Annotated in this window: 23 protein-coding genes; 8 read left to right on the top strand and 15 right to left on the bottom strand. The window is 62.9% G+C overall.

Going from position 1 to position 20,514, the window contains the following annotated elements; genetic code table 11:
* Positions 1–3: 3 nt before the first annotated feature.
* Positions 4–1,356 (top strand): LLM class flavin-dependent oxidoreductase, encoded by a 1,353-nt coding sequence (locus tag J2X15_RS11810; protein WP_310343014.1) that lies wholly within the window; start codon positions 4–6, stop codon positions 1,354–1,356.
* A gap of 6 nt (positions 1,357–1,362) precedes the next feature.
* On the opposite strand, the gene J2X15_RS11805 is transcribed toward J2X15_RS11810, so the two are convergent.
* Complete coding sequence (locus J2X15_RS11805; protein ID WP_310343011.1) at positions 1,363–2,124, bottom strand: carbonic anhydrase; 762 nt, start codon at positions 2,122–2,124, stop codon at positions 1,363–1,365.
* Positions 2,125–2,182: 58 nt separating this feature from the next.
* Entirely contained in the window at positions 2,183–3,106 is a 924-nt protein-coding gene (locus tag J2X15_RS11800) for a LysR family transcriptional regulator (protein WP_310343009.1), read from the bottom strand.
* A gap of 92 nt (positions 3,107–3,198) precedes the next feature.
* On the opposite strand from J2X15_RS11800, the gene J2X15_RS11795 reads away from it, so the two are divergent.
* The 6 genes from J2X15_RS11795 (at position 3,199) to J2X15_RS11770 (ending at position 7,841) form a co-directional block, all read left to right on the top strand.
* Positions 3,199–3,618, top strand: coding sequence for a nuclear transport factor 2 family protein (locus J2X15_RS11795; RefSeq protein WP_310343008.1), 420 nt, complete (start codon positions 3,199–3,201; stop codon positions 3,616–3,618).
* A gap of 201 nt (positions 3,619–3,819) precedes the next feature.
* Entirely contained in the window at positions 3,820–4,581 is a 762-nt protein-coding gene (locus J2X15_RS11790) for a GntR family transcriptional regulator (protein WP_310343006.1), read from the top strand.
* A gap of 1 nt (position 4,582) precedes the next feature.
* Positions 4,583–6,322, top strand: coding sequence for a fumarate reductase/succinate dehydrogenase flavoprotein subunit (locus tag J2X15_RS11785; protein ID WP_310343004.1), 1,740 nt, complete (start codon positions 4,583–4,585; stop codon positions 6,320–6,322).
* 11 nt (positions 6,323–6,333) lie between these two features.
* Positions 6,334–6,576, top strand: coding sequence for a 4Fe-4S dicluster domain-containing protein (locus J2X15_RS11780; RefSeq protein ID WP_310343002.1), 243 nt, complete (start codon positions 6,334–6,336; stop codon positions 6,574–6,576).
* Between the two features lie 3 nt (positions 6,577–6,579).
* Positions 6,580–7,545 carry a HEAT repeat domain-containing protein gene (locus J2X15_RS11775; RefSeq protein WP_310343000.1) on the top strand — a complete coding sequence of 322 codons (966 nt, stop codon included), beginning with the start codon at positions 6,580–6,582 and terminating at the stop codon, positions 7,543–7,545.
* Entirely contained in the window at positions 7,542–7,841 is a 300-nt protein-coding gene (locus J2X15_RS11770) for a gamma-butyrobetaine hydroxylase-like domain-containing protein (RefSeq protein WP_310342998.1), read from the top strand. Before J2X15_RS11775 ends, J2X15_RS11770 begins: the two co-directional genes overlap by 4 nt.
* On the opposite strand, the gene J2X15_RS11765 is transcribed toward J2X15_RS11770, so the two are convergent.
* From J2X15_RS11765 to J2X15_RS11705, 13 genes are all read right to left on the bottom strand, one after another.
* Complete coding sequence (locus tag J2X15_RS11765) at positions 7,823–8,884, bottom strand: sigma-54 interaction domain-containing protein (RefSeq protein ID WP_310342995.1); 1,062 nt, start codon at positions 8,882–8,884, stop codon at positions 7,823–7,825. The genes J2X15_RS11770 and J2X15_RS11765 overlap by 19 nt on opposite strands.
* Positions 8,885–8,890: 6 nt before the next feature.
* Positions 8,891–9,685 (bottom strand): MetQ/NlpA family ABC transporter substrate-binding protein, encoded by a 795-nt coding sequence (locus J2X15_RS11760; protein ID WP_310342991.1) that lies wholly within the window; start codon positions 9,683–9,685, stop codon positions 8,891–8,893.
* A 39-nt stretch (positions 9,686–9,724) separates the two neighbouring features.
* Positions 9,725–10,390, bottom strand: a complete 666-nt coding sequence (locus J2X15_RS11755; RefSeq protein ID WP_310342990.1) for a methionine ABC transporter permease — start codon at positions 10,388–10,390, stop codon at positions 9,725–9,727.
* Complete coding sequence (locus tag J2X15_RS11750) at positions 10,383–11,423, bottom strand: methionine ABC transporter ATP-binding protein (RefSeq protein ID WP_310342988.1); 1,041 nt, start codon at positions 11,421–11,423, stop codon at positions 10,383–10,385. The genes J2X15_RS11755 and J2X15_RS11750 overlap by 8 nt, the downstream gene beginning before the upstream one ends.
* Positions 11,424–11,440: 17 nt before the next feature.
* Positions 11,441–11,656, bottom strand: coding sequence for a TOBE domain-containing protein (locus J2X15_RS11745; RefSeq protein WP_310342985.1), 216 nt, complete (start codon positions 11,654–11,656; stop codon positions 11,441–11,443).
* Between the two features lie 36 nt (positions 11,657–11,692).
* A complete protein-coding gene (locus tag J2X15_RS11740; RefSeq protein WP_310342983.1) occupies positions 11,693–12,508 on the bottom strand; it encodes an ATP-binding cassette domain-containing protein in 816 nt (271 codons plus the stop codon).
* A 55-nt stretch (positions 12,509–12,563) separates the two neighbouring features.
* The gene (gene ssuC, locus J2X15_RS11735) at positions 12,564–13,451 is read right to left on the bottom strand and encodes an aliphatic sulfonate ABC transporter permease SsuC (RefSeq protein WP_310342981.1); all 888 of its coding nucleotides are present in this window, start codon (positions 13,449–13,451) and stop codon (positions 12,564–12,566) included.
* Positions 13,448–13,822, bottom strand: a complete 375-nt coding sequence (locus tag J2X15_RS11730) for a VOC family protein (protein WP_310342979.1) — start codon at positions 13,820–13,822, stop codon at positions 13,448–13,450. The genes ssuC and J2X15_RS11730 overlap by 4 nt, the downstream gene beginning before the upstream one ends.
* A gap of 21 nt (positions 13,823–13,843) precedes the next feature.
* Positions 13,844–15,007, bottom strand: a complete 1,164-nt coding sequence (gene ssuD / locus J2X15_RS11725) for an FMNH2-dependent alkanesulfonate monooxygenase (protein WP_310342976.1) — start codon at positions 15,005–15,007, stop codon at positions 13,844–13,846.
* A gap of 18 nt (positions 15,008–15,025) precedes the next feature.
* Positions 15,026–16,051 (bottom strand): sulfonate ABC transporter substrate-binding protein, encoded by a 1,026-nt coding sequence (locus J2X15_RS11720; protein ID WP_310342974.1) that lies wholly within the window; start codon positions 16,049–16,051, stop codon positions 15,026–15,028.
* A gap of 22 nt (positions 16,052–16,073) precedes the next feature.
* Complete coding sequence (locus tag J2X15_RS11715; RefSeq protein ID WP_310342973.1) at positions 16,074–17,036, bottom strand: sulfonate ABC transporter substrate-binding protein; 963 nt, start codon at positions 17,034–17,036, stop codon at positions 16,074–16,076.
* A 108-nt stretch (positions 17,037–17,144) separates the two neighbouring features.
* Complete coding sequence (gene ssuE / locus J2X15_RS11710; RefSeq protein WP_310342971.1) at positions 17,145–17,735, bottom strand: NADPH-dependent FMN reductase; 591 nt, start codon at positions 17,733–17,735, stop codon at positions 17,145–17,147.
* A 2-nt stretch (positions 17,736–17,737) separates the two neighbouring features.
* Entirely contained in the window at positions 17,738–18,751 is a 1,014-nt protein-coding gene (locus J2X15_RS11705) for a sulfate ABC transporter substrate-binding protein (protein WP_310342966.1), read from the bottom strand.
* A gap of 391 nt (positions 18,752–19,142) precedes the next feature.
* Here J2X15_RS11705 and J2X15_RS11700 point away from each other — a divergent pair, with 391 nt between their 5' ends.
* Entirely contained in the window at positions 19,143–20,447 is a 1,305-nt protein-coding gene (locus tag J2X15_RS11700) for an ABC transporter substrate-binding protein (protein WP_310342964.1), read from the top strand.
* Positions 20,448–20,514: the final 67 nt, after the last annotated feature.

Raw genomic sequence — 20,514 nt, 5'->3', positions numbered from 1 at the left:
TTCATGTCTGACCGCAAACTGCGCCTGGGCGCCTTCATCATGGCCACGGGCCACCACATTGCCGCATGGCGCCACCCCGGATCGCAAATCGATTCGGGCACCAATATCGACCACTACATCGAGGTGGCCAAGACCGCCGAGCGTGGCTTGTTCGACCAGGTGTTTGTGGCCGACAGCCCGGGCCTGTGGTTTGAGGGCGATGACGAAGCCTTCAGCCGCCAGGGCCGGGTGTCGCACTTCGAGCCCGTCACGTTGTGGGCTGCGTTGGCCGCGGTGACCAAGCATGTGGGCTTTGTGGCCACGGCGTCCACCACTTACGAAGACCCCTACCTGTTGGCGCGCAAGTTTGCCTCGCTGGACCACATCAGCAAAGGCCGCGCGGCCTGGAACGTGGTGACCACAGGCGCGGAGAATGTGCATGGCAACTTCGGCTATGACAAGCATCCCGACCCGGAGACGCGCTACGAAAAGGCGCATGAATTCGTGGACGTGGTGAAGGGTCTGTGGGACAGTTTTGAAGACGACGCCTTCAGCCGGGACCCGGCCAGCGGTGTGTACTTTGACCCCGCCAAGCTGCACACGCTCAACCACGTGGGCAAGCACCTGAAGGTGAAAGGCCCACTGAACCTGGAGCGCTCGCCCCAGGGTTACCCGGTCATCGTGCAGGCCGGCTCGTCCGAGCCTGGCAAGGAGCTGGCCGCCGCCACGGCGGAAGCCATCTTCACCGCTTGGACCAGCCTGGCCGAGGCGCAAGCGTTCTATGCCGACGTGAAAGGCCGCCTGGCCAAATACGGTCGCCGCCCCGAGCAACTGTTGGTGCTGCCCGGCATCTCGCCCGTGGTGGGCCGCACGCAGGAAGAGGCTGATGCGAAGTGGGCAGAGCTGCAAAAGCTCATCCACCCCTCGGTGGGCCTCAGCACCATTGCGCCATTCTGGCCCGGTGAAGACCTGACGAAGTGGGACCTGGACGCGCCGCCGCCCTACATTCCCCAGCCTCCCCTTGGCCGCAACAGCCGCGCCCATGTGGTGCTGGAACTAGCGCGCCGCGACAAGCTCACCGTGCGCCAGCTCTACGAGTATCTGGCCGGCGCGCGTGGTCACTGGGTGGTGGTGGGAACGCCGCAGAAGATTGCCGACGAGATCCAGACCTGGTTCGAAAACGGGGCGGCCGACGGCTTCAACGTCATGCCGCCTGTGCTGCCCGAATCGTTGGACGACTTTGTGGACCTGGTGATCCCCGAACTGCAGCGCCGTGGTTTGTTCCGTACGGAATACGAAGGCACGACGCTGCGCGAGAACCTGGGACTGGAGCGGCCGGTGAACCAGTTCACCGTGCGCAAGCAGAAGGCTGCTTAGAGCGCCTTACTTGGATTCTTCAATGACGCGCCCGTTCAGCGGTTGAATGGGACGCGCGTTGGCATTGAAGATGCGGCGGAACGCCTTGATCTGCTCCGCGCCGAGTCGAATCGGTTGCTTCAGCACCATCCATTTCACGCCTTCTGAGCATGGTGGCGTGGTCAACGAACCGGCAAAGGAGTAGTAGCCCTTGTCCGCGGGCAGCATCGCGGCCAAGTCGAGCTGCAAATCGCTCACGGTGATCGTTTCACCCTTGCGCGGCAAGTGGGCAAAAACCGGGGCAAATGCCGCATTGGTCTTGCCGGGCTGCATCAGCACGCCAATCACGCCCAGGCCGCCCTCGGCATTTTTGTGAACAAAGTGGCCCACCATGGCGGTGTGCTTGCCGTTGAGTGCTTCTTCACTGGGGGTGTGGAAGTGGAACTGGAGCAGATCGTAGGTCTTGTCACCTACGGTCAGTGTTTGACCTGCAGGTAGGTTGACCTGGATGGTGTGGCCATTGTTGACCAGCGTGGGGGCAGCGGCGGTGTAGTTGAACTGCAGCGCGGGGAGGTCCGCTTTGACCGCGTTGCGGATGTCGATGGGGCTTTGGTTGCCGCCCTTGGCGCAGGTTTCAAAAGCGGGGTCCAACTCGGCCCAATGCATGGGGCCTTCATGGCTATGCCCATAGTTCCAGTGAGGTGGATGGCCCTCTGCGTGCGCGAGCCCTGCGGTCAGGGTGAGCAACGAGAGGGCGATGGCTGCGGGAAGTTTGCGAACAGAGGACATGGTTTATTTCCGTGTAGAAGTAAGAGGGTCGAAATGCAGAGAGTTGCTGACGCGAAGCCTATGGTAGCCCACGGCTTGTACTGCGCGAATCAGTAGCAGTTGACCGCTGCAGTTGTCGCTGCAATTCCGCAATGCTGGGTGCCAAACGCCGATGCAATCGCGTCAGTGTGAACACATGCATTTCGTAGCGTGGCAGCGCCTCACGCAGAGACAACGGCACCACCAGGCCCTTCGGTCCGTTGTCCAATAAGGCCGAATGGGGGAGAACACCCAACAAATCCGTGTGCGCTATGAGGTTGATCATGCTGGCGTAGTCCGGGCAGGACGCGGTGATGCGCGCCGGTGGCATCTGGCGCACGGCAAAAGCTTCCCGCAGTACGTCCACCGGCCCCCGCACACTGGGCTCAACAATGGCCCACTCAGCGGACGCCAATTGCACCAGTGATTGTGCTTGGATCAAGGGGTGCGTTCGGCGCGCATACGCCTGCGGCCTGATGTGATAAAGCGCCTGGGTCACCAGGCCTGCCGTGCTGTAACCGCGCGGCATAGGCGCGATCACAAGGTCGAGCTCGCCGCCCCGCAAACCGGCGAGCATGCGCCCTTCGTCCGCGCTGGACATGGCCAAACGTCGGTGAGGGTGTGCATGGCACCACGCAAGATGCAGGGCCGGGCCGCACACCAAGGCTGCAGAGGGCGTAACCCCAACGCGCAGAGTGCCGCGGCGGCTCGCGGTGGCAACACTTTCCTCCATGGCACCCACACGGTCCGCAATGTCAGCACCTTGCAGCGCAACGCGCAGCGCGACTTCGGTGGGAACCTGTCGCCTCCCGGACTTCACGAAAAGTGGGGTGTCGAACTGCAGTTGCAACTGCCGCATTGCGTGGCTGATAGCGGGTTGAGATACGCCACCGGCCAGTGCCGCAGCAGAGAAGCTGCCGTGGTGAATCACCAGCCGAAGGTATAAAAGAAAGCGCAAATTCATAAATAGTGTTTATGGTTTCACGCGCATTGTGACTTGTGCAAAACCCCATCCTTTGGAACCATGGGGCCATTGCAACCACAAGAAAGCCTTCCATGAACCAACAACACTTGAATGCCGTGCGCGATTACCTCAGCCACCTGCATGCCAGCGATACGAAAGCATTGATTTCTGCGTTCGAAGACGATGGCGTTGTTCACTCCCCGTTTCTCGGGGTCATGAAGGCGGTGGACTTTTTCCCAAAATTGGCGCAAGCGTCTAGCAAGAGTGTGATCACGCTGATTGACCTGTTTGCCTCTGTGCAGGCTGTTGATGACGCAGTGCGGGTGGCTGCCTATTTCCGCTATGACTGGACGCTGAGCGATGGAAGATTGGTCGACTTCACCTGTGTGGACGTGTTCAGCTTTCGGAAAGACAGCATTCGCATCGGCAGCATGCATATCGTGTACGACACGTTTCCACTGCGCGAGCAGGTGGGCGACAAATATGCGCCAGATCCGGTGGCGAGCACCTGAGCCCTTGTTGAATAGCCACCAAGTAGATGTTGATAAATCAACAGTTATGTGTTGATTTTCGAGCAGCAGCGCGGTTGCTGCGGTGACCTGAATTTATTGAAAATTTCAATAAATTCAATGACTTAGCCATAGAGTGGTCGCGGAAAAAGATGTGGCACAGGCATTGCAATGTTCTGGTTGTCATAACCAGTTCGCAGTGCCATGCAAACCTCCATCTCCGCCGCCCGCGCGGGCACCCTGCACCAGCGCATCCAGCATGAGCTGCGCGAGCGCATTGTGGCGGGTCACTACGCCCCGCAGGCGCAGATGCCGACCGAGAGTGCGCTCATGCGCCAGTACGGCGTGAGCCGCATCACCGTGCGCCACGCACTGGGGGCGCTAGAGAAAGACCAACTGATTTTCAAGGTGCCGGGCAAGGGTTCGTTTGTCACCCAGCCCAAACCCTTTCAGCCGCTGGGCCGCCTGCAGGGCTTTGCCGAGGCCATGGGCGCGCAGGGCCACGAACCCTTCAACCGCTTGGTGTCGCTGGAGACCGTGGCCGCCACACCGCAGGTGGCGGCGCGCTTGCAGCTCCCCGAAGGCACGGCGGTGACCGAGATCCGCCGTGTGCGCTACCTGGACCGGCAACCCGTGTCGCTGGACCTGACCTGGATGCCACTGGCCATTGGCACCCGCTTGGCGCACGAAGACCTGGCCACCCGCGACATCTTTCTGATTCTGGAAAACGACTATGGCCTGCGCCTGGGCCATGCGGACCTGTCCATCGACGCCGTGGCCGCAGATGCACCCACGGCGGCGCTGCTGGATGTGAAAACGGGCAGTCCGCTCTTGCGTATGGACCGCCTGACCCACACCGATGACGGCCGCCCGCTGGACTATGAACAACTGTTCTGCCGCAACGACAACTTTCAGTACCGCCTGCGCATTGCGCGCCATGCGGCAACCCAACCCGAGACCCCTTGATATGCAAACCATTGAACAATCCGTCGACGTGCTCGTCATCGGAGGCGGCACCGCCGGCCCTATGGCCGCCGTCAAGGCCAAGCAGGCTAATCCCAAATTGAAGGTGCTGCTGCTGGAGAAAGCCAACGTCAAACGCAGTGGCGCCATCTCCATGGGCATGGACGGCCTGAACAACGCCGTTATCCCCGGCCACGCCACGCCCGAGCAGTACGTGCGCGAAATCACCATTGCCAACGATGGCATCGTGAACCAAAAGGCGGTGATGGCCTATGCGCAGAACAGCTTTGCGATGATCGAGGAGTTGGACCGCTGGGGCGTGAAGTTCGAGCGCGACGAGACCGGCGACTACGCCGTGAAGAAGGTGCACCACATGGGCAGCTATGTGCTGCCCATGCCCGAGGGGCACGACATCAAGAAGGTGCTCTACAAGCAGCTCAAGCGCACGCGCGTGGAGATCGAAAACCGCCTGGTCGTCACGCGCCTGCTGACGGCCAATGACGGCAGCATTGCCGGTGCCATGGCGTTTGACTGCCGCACCGGAGATTTTCATGTGATCCGCGCCAAGTCCGTGGTGCTGAGCACGGGCGCAGCCGGGCGCCTGGGCCTGCCTGCTTCTGGGTATCTGTTTGGCACCTATGAAAACCCCACCAACGCGGGCGACGGCTACAGCCTGGCCTACCACGCGGGTGCTGAGCTGTCGGGCATCGAGTGTTTCCAGATCAATCCACTGATCAAGGACTACAACGGCCCGGCCTGTGCCTATGTGACCGGCCCGTTTGGCGGCTACACCGCCAACAGCCAGGGCGAGCGCTTCATCGAATGCGACTACTGGAGCGGCCAGATGATGTGGGAGTTCTACCAGGAGCTGGAAGGTGGCAAGGGCCCCGTGTTCCTGAAGCTGGACCACCTGGCCGAGGAAACCATTGCCAGCATCGAGACGATTCTGCACAGCAACGAGCGGCCCAGCCGCGGCCGCTTCCACGAAGGCCGCGGTACTAACTACCGCGAGAAGATGGTGGAGATGCACATCTCCGAGATTGGCCTGTGCAGCGGCCACTCGGCCTCGGGCGTCTGGGTCAACGAACACGCGCAGACCACGGTGCCTGGCCTGCATGCCGCGGGTGACCTGGCCTGCGTGCCGCACAACTACATGCTGGGCGCCTTTGTGTATGGCCGCCTGAGCGGCGAGAGTGCAGCGCACTATTGCGAAGGGCGCGAGTTGCCAGCGGTGGACGCGGCGCAGGTGGAGACGGAGCGCAACCGCGTGTGGGCTCCGCTATTGCGCAGCGAAGGCCTGCCGCCCAACCAGGTGGAGTACAAGCTGCGCCGCATGGTGAACGACTACCTGCAGCCACCCAAGGTCACGCGCAAGATGGAAATTGGCCTGGAGCGCTTCGAGGGCATACGCCACGACCTGGACCAGCTGAAAGCCAGCAACCCGCACGAGCTCATGCGGGCCATGGAAGTGCACTTCATCCGCGACTGTGCCGAGATGGCGGCACGCGCCTCGCTCTACCGCACCGAGAGCCGTTGGGGCCTGTACCACGCGCGTGTGGATTTTCCTGAGCGCAACGACGCCGACTGGTTTGTGCACGCCCAGCTGCAGAAGGATGCCAACGGCACGATGCGCAGCTTCAAGCGCGCCATCGAGCCCTACATCATCCCCATCCACGACGCAGAGAAAGCCGCTTACCAGCGCCTGCGCATTGCCACCTCCGCGCCAGAAGCACTGGCCGCCTGAAAGAGATTCCCATGAGTTACGCCCCTCTGGCCTTTATCCCCCACAGCGTTCCCGTCAGCGTGGACGCCGACAAATGCATTGCCGACAAGGGCTGCACCGTGTGTGTAGACGTGTGCCCGCTCGATGTGCTGGCCATCGACCTCAGCAAGGGCACGGCCTATATGAAGTTTGACGAGTGCTGGTACTGCATGCCCTGCGAAAAAGACTGCCCCACGGGCGCGGTCACCGTTGACATTCCCTACCTGCTGCGCTGAACCATGAGCTTGTACCTGGATACCGATATTCCGGCTGCCCTGGTGCAACGCCTGCAGAGTGACGACGCCGGCATACGCCGTGTCGCCGTGATGGAGCTGGCCGACCACGAGGAAGAAGCCTGGTTGCCCGCTCTGGTCCATGCGCTGCAAGATGGAGATGCCACCGTGCGGCTGGAAGCCGCGCAGCGCCTGGCGGGTTGGGACGTGGAGGAGGTGGTGCGGGCGCTGGCCCAGGCACTGCTGGATGGTGCAGAGCCCGTGCGCCTGGCCGCCGCGCAGTCGGTCAGCGAACTCAAGGATCCGCAGGCCGGTGCAGCCCTGCTGCCCTGGGCCGAACATGCGGACACCTTTGCTCGGGCTGCCGCGCTGCGCGGCCTGCGCGAGCTGCGCCTGCTGGAGGCCGCTCCGGCTGCGCTGGCATCGCTGGCACATGCGCAGGCCGTGGTGCGGCGTGAGGCCGTGGGCGTGCTGGGCTGGCTCAAGCACACCGATGCACTGGTGGCGCTGGCCGCACTGGCCCAGACCGACGCGGATGCGGACGTGCGCCGCGCCGCCGTGGGGGCGCTGGGCTTTGCCAGCGGCGCCGCCGTGGCACAGGTACAGCCCGCACTGCTGGCCACGCTGGGCGACAGCGCCTGGGCCGTGCGCGAGGAGGCGGCCACCACGTTGGGCAAGCTGCGTGTGGACGCCGTGCCCGAATTGGTGACCGCGCTGGACGACGCGTACTGGCAGGTGCGCCTGCGTGCAGCGCGTGCATTGGGACTGCTGCGTCAGCCAGAGGCGGTACCAGCCTTGGGTACCTTGATGGCCCACGAGGTGAGCAACCTGCGCAAGGAAGCGGTGATTGCGTTGGGTGAGATTGGTGGCGACACCGCACGCGCACTACTGGACGCCGCGCTGGCCGATCCTGACCCGGAGGTGCGCAAGCTCGCACGTTTGGGGCTCGCACGCCAGGGGCAGACGGCATGAACATGCTCCCCAGCGCCGCGCACCTGTCGGCCCAGCAGTTGGAGCTGCAGTGGGCCGAAGACCACCACACGCTGCCTGCGGCCTATTTGCGCCAGCAATGCCACTGCACCCACTGCCGGCGCGATGGCATGGCCGAGGCGTTGGCGCACAGCAGCGTGGGCGTCACCTTGACAGATGCCACGCCGGTGGGCCAGTACGGCGTGCAGCTGCATTTCAGCGACGGCCACAACCGTGGCATTTACCCCTGGGTTTATTTGCGCAGCCTGGCTCAGCGTCTTCAAGTCAGCGCGGCTTGAAACTCGCTTTCCAGGAAACCATGCCGCTTGAGCAGCGTGCGCACCGCATTGCGGGTGATGCCCAGTAGCCGCGCCGTGTGTACCTGGTTATGCCCACTGGCGCTCCATGCACTGCGCAGCAGTGCGGCTTCCACATCGTGCAGGGCCGAAGCACTGCCTTGCGCCAGGTAGTCGGTCAGTGCCACATCCAGTGCGCTGGTGTTGGGCGGTGTGGGCGCTGTTGATACTGCTGCATCGCTGCGGCGGTGCAACCCCTGCAAATCACTGGCGCGCACGGTGTCGGTGGGCGCGGTAATCAGCGCGTAGTGGATGACGTTTTCCAGCTCGCGGATATTGCCGGGCCAGTCGTGGGCCAGCAGCGCGGTCTGCGCATCGGTGGTGAGTCGGGCCCCGGTGCGTCCCAGGCGCTGTGCATAGTGGTCCAGAAAATGTCGGGCCAGCGGCAGAATATCGCCGGGCCGCTCGTGCAGCGGACGCAGAGGCAGCGTCGCCACACTCAGGCGGTAGTACAGGTCGGCGCGAAAGCGCTGCGCGGCTACGGCGGCACGCAGGTCCACGTTGGTGGCCACCACCAGGCGCACGTCCAGTGCAATGGGTGTGCGTGAACCCAGGCGCACCACCTGGCGCTCTTGCAATACGCGCAGCAGCTTGACTTGCAGGTGCAGCGGCAGGTCGCCAATCTCGTCGAGGAACAGCGTGCCGTGGTTGGCCGCTTCAAACCACCCCGCGCGCGCCTGGTGGGCACCGGTGAAGGCGCCCGTCTCGTGGCCAAACAGCTCGGCGTCGATCATGCTTTCGCTGAACGCGCCGCAGTTCACCGCCACAAAGGGGCCACGCCTACCACTGCCTTGGTGCACACGGCGTGCCAGCAGCTCCTTGCCGGTGCCGGTCTCGCCGGTGATCAATACCGTGGCATCGCTGGGCGCGATCTGCTCCACGCGCGCCAGCAGCGCCAGCGACACCGGGTCGTCAAACACCAGGGCCTTGGCCCGCACCGATAACGCGTGGGCCTGGGGCAGGGTCAGCAGCTGCGACGCACTCACAAGAATTTAGAACGAAGGAATAACTGCACCCTTGAACTCGGCCAGCACGAACTTGCGCACTTCGTCTGAGTGGTAGGCCTTTACCAGCGTGGCGACCCAGGGCTTGTCCTTGTCCTGCTCGCGCACGGCCAGCAGGTTCACATAAGGGCTCTTGGCGTTCTCTTGCGCAATGGCGTCCTTGCCGGGTTGCAGGCCGGCTTGCAGCGCAAAGTTGGTGTTGATGGAGGCGGCGTCCAGGTCGTCCAGAGAGCGCGCCAGCTGGGCCGCGTCCAACTCCACAAACTTCAGCTTTTTGGGGTTCTCCACCACGTCCAGCGGAGTCGCCTTTAGGCCCACATCGGGCTTGAGCTTGATCAGGCCCTTGTCCTGCAGCACCAGCAGCACGCGGCCACCGTTGGTCGGATCGTTGGGGATGCCGAACTTAGCGCCTTCCTTCAACTCTTCCAGTTTTTTGACTTTCTTGGAATAGAGGCCGATGGGGAAGTTGACGGTGTAGCCAATGTTCACCAGCTTGTAGCCGCGGTCCTTGATCTGCTGGTCCAGAAAAGGTTTGTTCTGGTAGCTATTGACGTCCAAGTCACCGGCGGCCAATGCGGCGTTGGGCTGGATGTAGTCGCTGAACTCGACGATCTGGATCTTCAGGCCGTCGCGCTCGGCGACCTTCTTCACCTGTTCAAAAATCTGGGCATGGGGGCCGGCAGTCACACCGATCTTGAGCGGCTTGTCCTGGGCCATGGCGGGTGCCAACGCGGCGGACAGGACCAGGGCGGTGATGGATTGCAATGCGAAACGCTTGTTCATGGGAAAAACTCCTTGTAAAAACTAAAAATCAACGTTGGATCAGCGGTGGCTGAGGCGGCGCACCAGCCAGTCGCCCGCGCTTTGCACGGACTGCACGAAGAGCACCAGCACCAGCACCACGGCGGCCATGACTTCGGGCAGAAAGCGCTGGTAGCCATAGCGGATGCCCAGGTCGCCCAAGCCGCCGCCGCCAATGGCACCGGCCATGGCCGAGTAACCCGTGAGGCTGACAAAGCTGATAGTGAGCGCGGCCACGATGCCAGGCAGGGCCTCGGGCAGCAGCACCTTGCGCACGATCTGCGAGGTGGTGGCGCCCATGGCCTGCGCTGCCTCGACGAGGCCACTGTCCACCTCGCGCAACGCGGTCTCCACCAGGCGCGCCACAAACGGGCCGGAGGCCAGCGTGAGCGGCACCACGGCGGCGGCCGTGCCGATGGACGAGCCCGTGACGAAGCGCGTGAACGGAATCACCGCCACCAGCAAAATGATGAAAGGTGTGGAGCGCACTGCGTTGATCAGCGTGCCCACGATGCGGTTGGCCGCATGGTTGTGCAGCACACCACCGGCGTCGGTCAGGCGCAGGTACACGCCCAGTGGAATGCCGATGGCGGCACCCAGCGTGCCCGAGATGCCGACCATCACCAGCGTCTCCCAGAACGACTGGACAAACATCTCCAGCAGGGCGGTAGTAAAAGTTTCAAACATGGGAAACCTCCTGCACCAGCACACCGGCATTGCGCAGATGCGCCACGGTGGAGCTCAACTGCTCCTGCGCGCCACGTGCCAGCACGGCTAGCGTGCCAAACGGGCGACCGCCCACTTCGTCAATCTGCCCGTGCAGCAGGTTCAGGTCCACACCAAAGCGGCGCACCACATCCGACAGCAGGGGCTTGTCGGAATCTTCACCCGCAAACACCAGACGCAGCAGGCTCGCCTGGCTGGACGGTACGCCACCCAGCAGCGCGCGCACGCGGTCCAGCACTACGGCGGGCAGCTCCTGCGGCACCACGTCGTCCAACAGGCTGCGTGTGGTCTCGTGCTGCGGGCGGCTGAATACGTCCAGCGTATCGCCCTGTTCCACAATGCGGCCCGCGTCGATCACGGCCACCTGGTTGGCGATCTGTTTGATGACCTGCATCTGGTGCGTGATGAGCACCACGGTCAGGCCAAGTTCGCGCTGCACCTCGCGCAACAGCGCCAGGATGGAACGCGTGGTTTCGGGGTCCAGCGCCGAGGTGGCTTCGTCGGACAGCAGCACCTGGGGGCGGCTGGCCAGGGCGCGGGCAATGCCTACGCGTTGTTTTTGTCCGCCGCTGATCTGGGCGGGGTAGCGGTCACGCAGTGCGGCCAGGCCTACCAGTTCCAGCAGCGGCTCCACGCGCGCGACGATCTCGGCGCGGCGCAGGCCTTCAATTTCGAGTGGCAGCGCCACGTTGTCAAACACGGTGCGCGAGGACAGCAGGTTGAAGTGCTGGAACACCATGCCAATGTCACGGCGTGCTGTGCGCAGGTCGTGTGCGTTCAGCGTGGTGAGTTCGCGTCCGTCCACCCGCACCGTACCGGCCACGGGCCGGTTCAGTAGGTTGATGGTGCGCACCAGCGAACTTTTGCCCGCACCGCTGCGGCCAATCACGCCAAAAATCTGGCCACGCGGCACCGACAGGTCGATGCCACGCAGCGCCTCCACCGGGCCTTGCGGCCCGGCGTAGGTTTGCACAATGCCTTGAAGTTCAATCACGCGGACAAACCCCAGGTTCAGAGCTTGGCGATCGACACTTCGGTGGATTTCACCAATGCCACGACGTCGGAACCCACCTTGAGTTGCAGGTCATCCACGGAGCGGGTGGTGATGACGGAGGTGACGATGCCCCAGGGGGTTTCGACGTCGATTTCGGAGACCACGTCACCGCGGATGATTTCACGCACCTTGCCCTTGAACTGGTTGCGTACGTTGATGGCTTGAATGGACATGGGTTACTCCTTGAAAGTCCGTTGGGAAAAATGAAACTAGATGGCCCAGCGCACACCGTGGGCGGCAACGCCAGCCCAATTCGGATCTGTGGCGGGCTCTTCGGTTGCGGGCTGCTGCAGCACGCGGTCCAGAATGCGTTTCTCCAGTGCGGCAAAGGCGGTATCGCCACGGCTGCGCGGGCGCGCCAGCGGGATGCGCTCGTCCAGCGCAATGTGGCCGTCCTCGATCAGCACCACGCGGTCGGCCAGGGCTACGGCCTCCTGAACGTCGTGAGTGACTAAGAGGGCCGTGAAGCCGTTGGTCTGCCACAGGCCTTCGATGAGGGCATGCATCTCGATGCGGGTCAGCGCATCCAGCGCGCCCAGGGGTTCGTCCAGCAGCAGCAGGCGCGGGTTGTGCACCAGCGCACGGGCCAGGGCCACGCGCTGGCGCTGGCCGCCGGACAGGCGCGCAGGCCAGTCGTTCAGTCGGTCGCCCAGGCCCACCTGAGCCAACACCTTCTCGGCGCGGTGGCGTTCGGTTTTGGGCAGACCCAGGGCTACGTTGTCCACCACGCGTTTCCAGGGCAGCAGACGCGCATCCTGGAACATGATGCGGGTGTCATCACGCAGGCCGTTCTGGGCTTGGTCGCCAATCAGCAGCTGGCCTTCGCTGGTGCTCTCCAGTCCCGCGATCAGGCGCAGCAGCGTGCTCTTGCCGCAGCCACTGCGGCCCACGATGGCGACAAACTCGCCGGGCGCGATATTCAGTTGCGCCTGCTTGAGCACGGTGCGCGCGCCGTAGCGCTTGCTCACGCCGCGCACGGCCAGGCCGACGCCAGCGGCGAGGTTGGGGGTGTGGTTAGTAGTCAAATGAGGCTCCAGCCCTTATGAAATATGCGCGAGCAGCTATTAAATAAATAGCAAATTAGCTTTGGTAGCCGGGGTGCCAGCGCAGCCAGTAGTGCTCCAGGCCGCGGGCAAACCAGTCGGCCAGCTTGCCCAAGAGTGCGTACAGCAGGATGCCCACGAGCACGATGTCGGTCTGCAAAAACTCGCGCGCATTCATGGTCAGGTAGCCAATGCCCTCCTGCGCCGAGATGGTTTCGGCCACGATCAGGATCACCCACATCAGCCCCAGCGAAAAGCGCAGGCCCACCAAAATGCTGGACAGGGCGCCGGGCAGAATCACCTGCACATACAGCTGCCAGCGGTTCAAGCCGTAGGTGCGCGCCATCTCGATGAGGCCGGGGTCCACATTGCGGATGCCGTGGAAGGTGTTGAGGTAAATGGGGAAGAACACCGCCACCGCAATCAGGAACAGCTTGGCCGCCTCGTCAATGCCGAACCACAAAATCACCAGCGGAATCAGCGCCAGCGCGGGAATGTTGCGCACCATCTGGATGGTGGAGTCCAACAGTGTTTCGAAAAAGCGTACCGAACCGGTCAACAGGCCCAGCAGCAAACCTAGTCCGCCGCCGATGGCCAAGCCGGTGAGGGCGCGCCCGGCGCTGACCTTCACATGGATCCACAGGTCGCCGGAGGCGGCCAGCGTCCAGGCGGCCTTGGCCACATCCACGGGCGCCGGCAACACCCGCACCGACAGCCAGCCATAGGCGACGGAGGCTTGCCAGGTTGCCAGCAGCAACAACGGCACCAGCCAGGGCAGCAGGCGCTGGCCCACCCCGCGTAGAAAGCGCTGGACGGATTCTGCGGGCAACGGCAATGCGAACAGCAGCGGCGCGCTGCGTGCGTCTGTGGGCTCGATCACGCCGGGCAGCGGCGTGACTTGCAATTCTGGGATGGAGTGGCTCATGGCGTGTGGTCCGCGCTCTCGTGCGGCTCCAGAAATTCCAGCGGGTTGCCCGCCGGGTCGTGCACATAAAAACGGTGGTGGCCGGGCAGGGCGCGGCTCTCGTCCAGCGCGTAGCCAGCGTCCAGCAGGCGCTGGCGCAGCGTGGGTAGGTCGCGCACCTCAAAGGCCAGGTGCGCGGGCTCTGGCAGCACCGCGCCGCTGCTGTTGGGCACCAGATCCAGACGTTGCAGGCCAGTCTCAAACCGCAGCGTGCTGCTTTCGGGGTGGGTGCGCTCCAGCAGACCCAGCAGCCCGTTGTAAAACGCGCGGATAGCGGCCTTGTCGACGGCTGCAAAGGGCAGCTGGGCGTGGTGGATAGCCTGGATTTCCATGGGGTGCTCCTGATGGACGGATCAGCTCTGCGAGGCGCGTGGTGCGTAGTTGTTGGCCACCACTTCGCCAAACGGACCGGTGATGCGCGGGCCGGCCAGTTTTTCCTGCACGGCCAGTGGTAGCTTGGGGAACACCAGCTCAGCAAAGCGGTAGGCCTCTTCCAGATGCGGGTAGCCGGACAGCACAAAGGTGTCCAGACCCAGCGCCGCGTACTCCTGGATGCGTGCCGCCACGCTCTCGGCCGAGCCCACCAGGGCCGTACCGGCACCGCCGCGCACCAGGCCCACACCGGCCCAGAGGTTGGGGCTGATTTCCAGGTCCGCACGGGTGCGCTTGCTGCCACCGGCATGCAGCGCGGCCATGCGGCGCTGGCCTTCGGAGTCCATGCGTTGGAAGGCGGCCTGGGCACGCACCACGGTTTCGTCGTCCAAGTGGCTGATCAGGTCTTCGGCGGCCGCCCACGCTTTCTCTTCGGTTTCGCGCACGATCACATGCAGGCGAATGCCGAATTTCACGGTGCGGCCCAGCTTGGCGGCGCGCTCGCGCACGTCGGCCACTTTCTTGGCCACTTCGGCGGGCGGTTCGCCCCAGGTCAGGTAGGTCTCTACCTGCTCGGCCGCCAGGTCGTGTGCGGCGGCGGACGAACCACCGAAGTACACCGCAGGGTGGGGCTTCTGGATGGGCGGGTAGAGCAGCTTGGCGCCCTTGACGCTGAGGTGCTCGCCCTCAAAGTCATACGATTCGCCGTCATGGCTGCGCGCCAGAATTTCACGCCAGATGCGGATGAACTCGGCGCTTTGTGCGTAGCGTGCGGCATGGTCCAGAAACACGCCGTCGCCTTCGAGTTCGATCTGGTCACCGCCGGTCACCAGGTTCACCAGCAGGCGCCCGCCCGAGAGGCGGTCAAACGTGGCGGCCATGCGTGCGGCCAGCGCGGGCTGGTGCAGGCCGGGGCGCACGGCTACCAGGAATTTCAGGCGCGTGGTCACCGACAGCAGGCTGGAGGCGACCACCCAGGGGTCTTCGCACGAGCGGCCGGTGGGGATCAGCACGCCCTCGTAGCCCAGGCTGTCCGCGGCTTGCGCCACTTGCTTGAGGTAGTCGAGGTTGACCTGGCGTGCACCTTCGGAGGTGCCCAGATAGCGACTGTCGCCATGGGTGGGGATGAACCAGAAAATATTCACAAAAGTCTCCTACTCAGTTCAGGGCTTGCCGGCTTGGGCCAGGCGAGTGCCGCCGGGTGGCGTCCAGACGATGTCGGCCACGCGCACGGTCTTCGGGATCAGGCCCAGCTTGTGGAAGGCATCGGCCACGCGCTGCTGGTCGGCGGCGATGCTGGCGCTGATGGGGCCCACGGGCGACTTGGGGCGGCGTTGCAAAAACAGACTCACCACACCCGCATCCAGCCCGCTGAAGGTAGAGATCAGCTTGATGGTCTCGGGGCGGTGTTCTTGCGCGAAGCGGTCGGCACGCGTCAGCTCTTCAAACAGCGCCGCGATGGTGTGCGCGTACTGCGTGGCAAAGGGCTTGGAGGCCAGGTAGAACGAGTTGTTGCTGGACAGGTTGCGGCCAGTGGCCAGCGCACGGGCTTGCAGTGTGAGTTCGGTGGCGGAGTAGAAGGGGTCCCAGATGGCCCAGGCGTCCACGCTCTTGCGCTCGAAGGCTGCACGGGCGTCGGCGGGTGCCAGGTAAATGGGCTGGATGTCGGTCCACTGCAGGCCGGCTTTCTCCACCGCGCGCACCAGCAGGTAGTGCGCGCTGGAGCCTTTTTGCAGCGCAATCTTCTTGCCCCTCAGGTCTTCCAGCTTCTGCAATGGCGAGTCTTTGAGCACCAGGATGGCGGAGCTGTCAGGCTTGGGCGGCTCGGCCCCGGCGTAGACCAGGTCCTTGTCGGCGGCTTGGGCAAACACGGGGGGCGAGTCACCGGTCAGGCCAAACTCCAGGCTGCCCACGGACAGGGCTTCCAGCAGCTGCGGGCCGGCGGGAAACTCGATCCACTGCACCTTGGTACCGGGGAAGCGCTTTTCCAGTACAGCTTGCTGTTTCAGGATCACCAGGTTGACGGCAGATTTTTGGTAACCGATGCGCAACAACTCAGGCGCACTGCCACCGGCAGCTGTTTGCGCCCAGGTGTTGCTGACGGGGCCACTCAGGCCCCAGATGCCGGCGGTGGTGGCCAGCAACTGCAGCAGGCTGCGGCGGCTGACGGATGGTGTGGTGTGTGCCATGGTGGGTCTCCTGCGGGTGGGCCTAGCCCAGGTTCACGGGCGCGGCGTGGCGCAGGTTCAGGGCCTTGGGCAGCAGCTTGAGTTCCAGGAAGGTGTCGGCAATCTGTTGCTGCTCGGCCAGGATGTCGCTGTTGACGGGCACGATGCCAAAGGGCGTGCGGTTGATAAACAGTTCAGTGATGGACTTGTCCAGGCCCAGTACTTTGGACAGTTCCACAGCCGCGGCGTCCTTGTTCTTGGAGATCCACTTTTCGACCTCGTCGACCTCCTTGAGTGCGATCTTCAATACATCGGTGTTGTTGGTGGCGTAGTCGCGGGATGTGAAGTAGTACAGCCGGTTGTTCACCACGCCCTGGGCATCGGCCAGGATTTGCGCGCCCAGCTGCTTTTGCGCTGCGGCGAGGAAGGGATCCCAAATCACCCAGGCGTCAATCGCGCCTTTTTCAAAGGCCGCGCGTGCGTCGGGGGGCGAGAGGAACACGGTCTGCACATCGGTGTATTTCAGGCCCTTCTTCTCCAGCAACTTGGCCAGGAAGTACTGCACGTTAGAGCCCTTGTTGAAGGCCACGCGCTTGCCCTTCAGGTCGGCCACGGTTTTCACGGGGGAGCCGGGTGGCAGGATCAGGGCTTCGAGTTTGGGGCGGGGCTGGGTGGCGCCGGCGTAGACGAGTGGTGTGCCGGCGGCCTGGGCAAAGATAGGGGGGGCTTCGCCCACGTCACCAAAGTCAATCGAACCCACATTCAGCGCTTCGAGTTGCACCGGGCCGGCGTTGAACTCAATCCAGCTCACCTTCACGCCCAACGGGGCGAGCTTTTGCTCCAGCGTGCCGCGGCCCTTGAGGATGTTGAACCAGCCCTTTTGGTGGCCCACGCGCAGCACGCGCTGGCCGCTTTGGGCAAAGGCGCTTGTGCCAGCGCCTATCGCAGTGGCTGCAGCGGCGGTAGCCAGAATCTTGCGGCGGGTGAGAAGGTGTTGTGGTGTCATGGCGTCTCTGTTGTCGTGGGCGCAGGCAAGGCTTCGCCCTTGCCGCGTGCGCGGGGTCAAAAATAAAAATGAAAGAAGGGCGGACCAGGCCGCCCGGGAGCGGGTGCGCTACACGCTACATCGCACTTGCGAAAACGCGACCGGCGCAAATCGGGTGGCAATGGCCAACCCGGTCTGCAGGGTCTCGGTGATCAGGGTGTGCACGGCATCGTCCAGGCGCTCGCCAATGTCGGCGCTGACCTGGTAACTGCCGCCTTCGGACAGCGTGACCTGGGCGTCGGTGGCGTAGATGCCGGGCAGAATGTGCTTGGCACCGAGCGACTGCAACACCGGGCGCAGCGAGTAGTCCAGCGCCAGCATGTGGTGCGGGCTGCCGCCCGTGGCCAGGGGCAACACCACCTTGTTCTTGAAACCGTTTTGCGGCAACAGGTCCAGGAAGACCTTGAGTACGCCGCTGTATGCCGCCTTGTAGACCGGTGTGGCGACGATGATCACGTCCGCCTCAGCCACCTGGCCAGTGGCCTGGCTGATGGAGGGGTGGCCAAAGTCTGCCAGGAGCAGGGCCTGGGGTGACAGGTCCCGCACGCGGAGCCGGTCCACCAGCACACCGCGTGCCTCAAGGCGCTGGCCCGCGGCTTCCAGCAGGGCCGCGGTACGTGAACGCTCCGACGGGCTGCCCGCGATGAGTAGGACGGACATGCTTATTTCTTGGTGTAGATCTGGTCGAAGCTGGCGCCGTCGGCAAAGTGCGCTGCGTCGGCCTTTTCCCAGCCGCCAAAGGCTTCTTCGATGGTGAAGAGCTTCAGGGGTTGGAACTGTTTGGCGTACTTGGCCTTGGCTTTTTCCGAGATCACAGGACGGTAGAAGTTCTTGCCGGCGATGTCCTGCCCTTCTTCGGAGTACAGGTACTCCAGGTAGGCGGTGGCTACGGCGCGGGTGCCCTTCTTGTCCACGTTCTTGTCGACCACGGCCACAGCAGGCTCGGCCAGGATGGACAGGGGCGGCGCGATCACGTCAAACTTGGCGCCGAATTCCTTTTCCAGCAGGTAGGCCTCGTTCTCCCAGGCAATCAGTACATCGCCCTGGGCGCGCTGCGCAAAGGTGATGGTGGAGCCGCGGGCGCCGGTGTCCAGGATCGGCACGTTGGCGAACAGCTTGGCAATGAATTCCTTGGCCTTGTCATCGCCGCCGTATTTGCGCTTGGCGAATTCCCAGGCGGCCAGGTAGTTCCAGCGGGCGCCGCCCGAGGTCTTGGGGTTGGGCGTGATGACCTTCACATCGGGGCGAATCAGATCGTCCCAGTCCTTGATCTTCTTGGGGTTGCCTTCACGCACCGCGAACACGATGGTGGATGCATAGGGGGTGGAGTTGTGGGGCAGGCGTTTTTGCCAGTCTTTGGCAATCCAGCCGCCGTTTTTCACAATGGCGTTGGTGTCACCGGCCAGGGCCAAGGTGGCTACGTCGGCGTCCAGGCCGTCAATGATGGAACGGGCCTGTTTGCCAGAGCCACCGTGGCTTTGTTTGATGGTCACGTCCTGGCCGGTCTTGGCTTTCCAGTACTTGGCAAAAGCAGCGTTGAACTCGACGTACAGCTCGCGGGTCGGGTCGTAGGACACGTTGAGCAGGGTGACGGCTTGCTGGGCCAAGGCGCCTGCGGAGGCGCTGACCAGGGCAGCAGCCACGGCAAAGTTCAGGATGTGGCGACGGTGGGCCATGAAACAAACTCCAGAAAAGCAACGCAACAGTGCGATGGGGTGGATTCTGGAAGCCCGTCATTAAAACGAGAACTACTGTTTTTTTAGTTCTTAATTACCTAAACATCTAAAAAGTGATGGTTTTAGGCCAATTTACTCCCTGGTGAGCCCCATCAGTACGCTTGGTGGGCCCCTATACGCTCCTTTAGGTTCAACCCAAACTTCGCCAAAATTTCGCCAAATCAATACGTTATCGCGTGTATATGGGAAAACCCTGACTAGTTTTTGCATGCCAATACTGTCAATCGTTCCAAAAGTATCAACCCCCAGAAGGGGCGACTTCTACTATTCAGGCCTGTCGATGCATCGTTGGCATTGGCTGAACACCCGAACTTCCATTAGGAGACAAAACATGAAACTCAAGGCATCTTTGGCCCTGGCATTTGGTCTGCTGGCCAGCGCCGCATACGCACAAACAGAACTCGTTGTGGCCACCGTGAACAACGGCCACATGATCGAAATGCAGAAGCTCAGCAAGAACTTCGAAACCGCCAACCCCGACATCAAACTGAAGTGGGTGACGCTGGAAGAAGGCGTGCTGCGCCAACGCGTGACCACCGACATCGCCACCAAGGGCGGCCAGTTCGACGTGATGACCATCGGCATGTACGAAACTCCCATCTGGGGCAAAAAGGGTTGGCTGCAAGAACTCAAGACCGACGCCAAGTACGACGCGGACGACATCCTGCCCGCCATGCGCAATGGCCTGTCTGTAGACGGAAAAATGTTTGCTGTGCCCTTCTACGGCGAAAGCTCCATGCTGATGTACCGCAAGGACTTGGCAGACAAGGCTGGCATCAAAGTGGCTGACAAGCCCACCTGGACCGACATCAAGGCCCTGGCTGCCAAGATCCACGATCCCAAGAACGGTGTGTACGGCATCTGCCTGCGCGGCAAACCAGGCTGGGGCGACAACATGGCTTTCCTGTCCACGCTGGTGAACACCAACGGCGGCCAGTGGTTCGACATGAACTGGAAACCCCAACTGGAAAGCCAGCCCTGGAAGGATTCCATCAACTTCTACGTGGACCTGCTGAAGAACTACGGCCCTCCTGGCTCGTCGGCTAACAGCTTCAATGAAATCTTGGCGCTGTACAACGAAGGCAAGTGCGGCATGTGGATCGACGCCACCATCGCAGCGTCCTTCATTACCGATCCCAAGCAGTCCAAGGTGGCTGACAAGGTGGCGTTTGCACAGGCTCCTACCGCTGTGACCCCCAAGGGTGCGAACTGGCTGTGGGCATGGGCACTGGCCATTCCATCGGGTTCCAAGAAAGTGGACGCGGCCACCAAGTTCGTGACTTGGGCTACTTCCAAGGAATACATCGAGCTGGTGGCCAAGACCAATGGCTGGGCCCACGTGCCTACCGGTACTCGCAAGAGCACCTACGCCAACCCTGAGTTCATGAAGGCCGCCAAGTTTGCAGCTGCTGAAAAAGCTGCGATCGACTCGGCCAACCCCAACGACAGCACCCTGCCCAAGAGCCCGTACGTTGGCGTGCAGTTCGCTGCCATCCCTGAGTTCCAGGCCATCGGCGCCACCGTAGGCCAGGAAATGAGCGCAGCGCTCGCTGGCAAGAAATCCGTAGACGACGCCCTCAAAGCCTCTCAAGCCGCGGCTGACCGCGAAATGAAGAAGGCGGGCTACTACAAGTAAACCCTCCTCTCCGGTTGGTGGACTTTCAGGCGCGCGGGGTCTCCTCCGCGCGCCCTTTTTCCCGCGA

It is taken from the genome of Rhodoferax saidenbachensis, assembly GCF_031457975.1.
GTDB classification, from domain to species: domain Bacteria; phylum Pseudomonadota; class Gammaproteobacteria; order Burkholderiales; family Burkholderiaceae_C; genus Allorhodoferax; species Allorhodoferax saidenbachensis_A.
This window is presented reverse-complemented; position numbering and strand designations above follow the sequence as displayed.

Excerpts from the sequence above, each read along its gene's own strand:
- J2X15_RS11810 (WP_310343014.1), top strand. The coding sequence starts at position 4 with ATGTCTGACCGCAAACTGCGCCTGGGCGCCTTCATCATGGCCACGGGC.
- J2X15_RS11805 (WP_310343011.1), bottom strand. The coding sequence starts at position 2,124 with ATGTCCTCTGTTCGCAAACTTCCCGCAGCCATCGCCCTCTCGTTGCTC.
- J2X15_RS11800 (WP_310343009.1), bottom strand. The coding sequence starts at position 3,106 with ATGAATTTGCGCTTTCTTTTATACCTTCGGCTGGTGATTCACCACGGC.
- J2X15_RS11795 (WP_310343008.1), top strand. The coding sequence starts at position 3,199 with ATGAACCAACAACACTTGAATGCCGTGCGCGATTACCTCAGCCACCTG.
- J2X15_RS11790 (WP_310343006.1), top strand. The coding sequence starts at position 3,820 with ATGCAAACCTCCATCTCCGCCGCCCGCGCGGGCACCCTGCACCAGCGC.
- J2X15_RS11785 (WP_310343004.1), top strand. The coding sequence starts at position 4,583 with ATGCAAACCATTGAACAATCCGTCGACGTGCTCGTCATCGGAGGCGGC.
- J2X15_RS11780 (WP_310343002.1), top strand. The coding sequence starts at position 6,334 with ATGAGTTACGCCCCTCTGGCCTTTATCCCCCACAGCGTTCCCGTCAGC.
- J2X15_RS11775 (WP_310343000.1), top strand. The coding sequence starts at position 6,580 with ATGAGCTTGTACCTGGATACCGATATTCCGGCTGCCCTGGTGCAACGC.
- J2X15_RS11770 (WP_310342998.1), top strand. The coding sequence starts at position 7,542 with ATGAACATGCTCCCCAGCGCCGCGCACCTGTCGGCCCAGCAGTTGGAG.
- J2X15_RS11760 (WP_310342991.1), bottom strand. The coding sequence starts at position 9,685 with ATGAACAAGCGTTTCGCATTGCAATCCATCACCGCCCTGGTCCTGTCC.
- J2X15_RS11755 (WP_310342990.1), bottom strand. The coding sequence starts at position 10,390 with ATGTTTGAAACTTTTACTACCGCCCTGCTGGAGATGTTTGTCCAGTCG.
- J2X15_RS11745 (WP_310342985.1), bottom strand. The coding sequence starts at position 11,656 with ATGTCCATTCAAGCCATCAACGTACGCAACCAGTTCAAGGGCAAGGTG.
- ssuC (WP_310342981.1), bottom strand. The coding sequence starts at position 13,451 with ATGAGCCACTCCATCCCAGAATTGCAAGTCACGCCGCTGCCCGGCGTG.
- J2X15_RS11730 (WP_310342979.1), bottom strand. The coding sequence starts at position 13,822 with ATGGAAATCCAGGCTATCCACCACGCCCAGCTGCCCTTTGCAGCCGTC.
- J2X15_RS11720 (WP_310342974.1), bottom strand. The coding sequence starts at position 16,051 with ATGGCACACACCACACCATCCGTCAGCCGCCGCAGCCTGCTGCAGTTG.
- J2X15_RS11715 (WP_310342973.1), bottom strand. The coding sequence starts at position 17,036 with ATGACACCACAACACCTTCTCACCCGCCGCAAGATTCTGGCTACCGCC.
- ssuE (WP_310342971.1), bottom strand. The coding sequence starts at position 17,735 with ATGTCCGTCCTACTCATCGCGGGCAGCCCGTCGGAGCGTTCACGTACC.
- J2X15_RS11705 (WP_310342966.1), bottom strand. The coding sequence starts at position 18,751 with ATGGCCCACCGTCGCCACATCCTGAACTTTGCCGTGGCTGCTGCCCTG.
- J2X15_RS11700 (WP_310342964.1), top strand. The coding sequence starts at position 19,143 with ATGAAACTCAAGGCATCTTTGGCCCTGGCATTTGGTCTGCTGGCCAGC.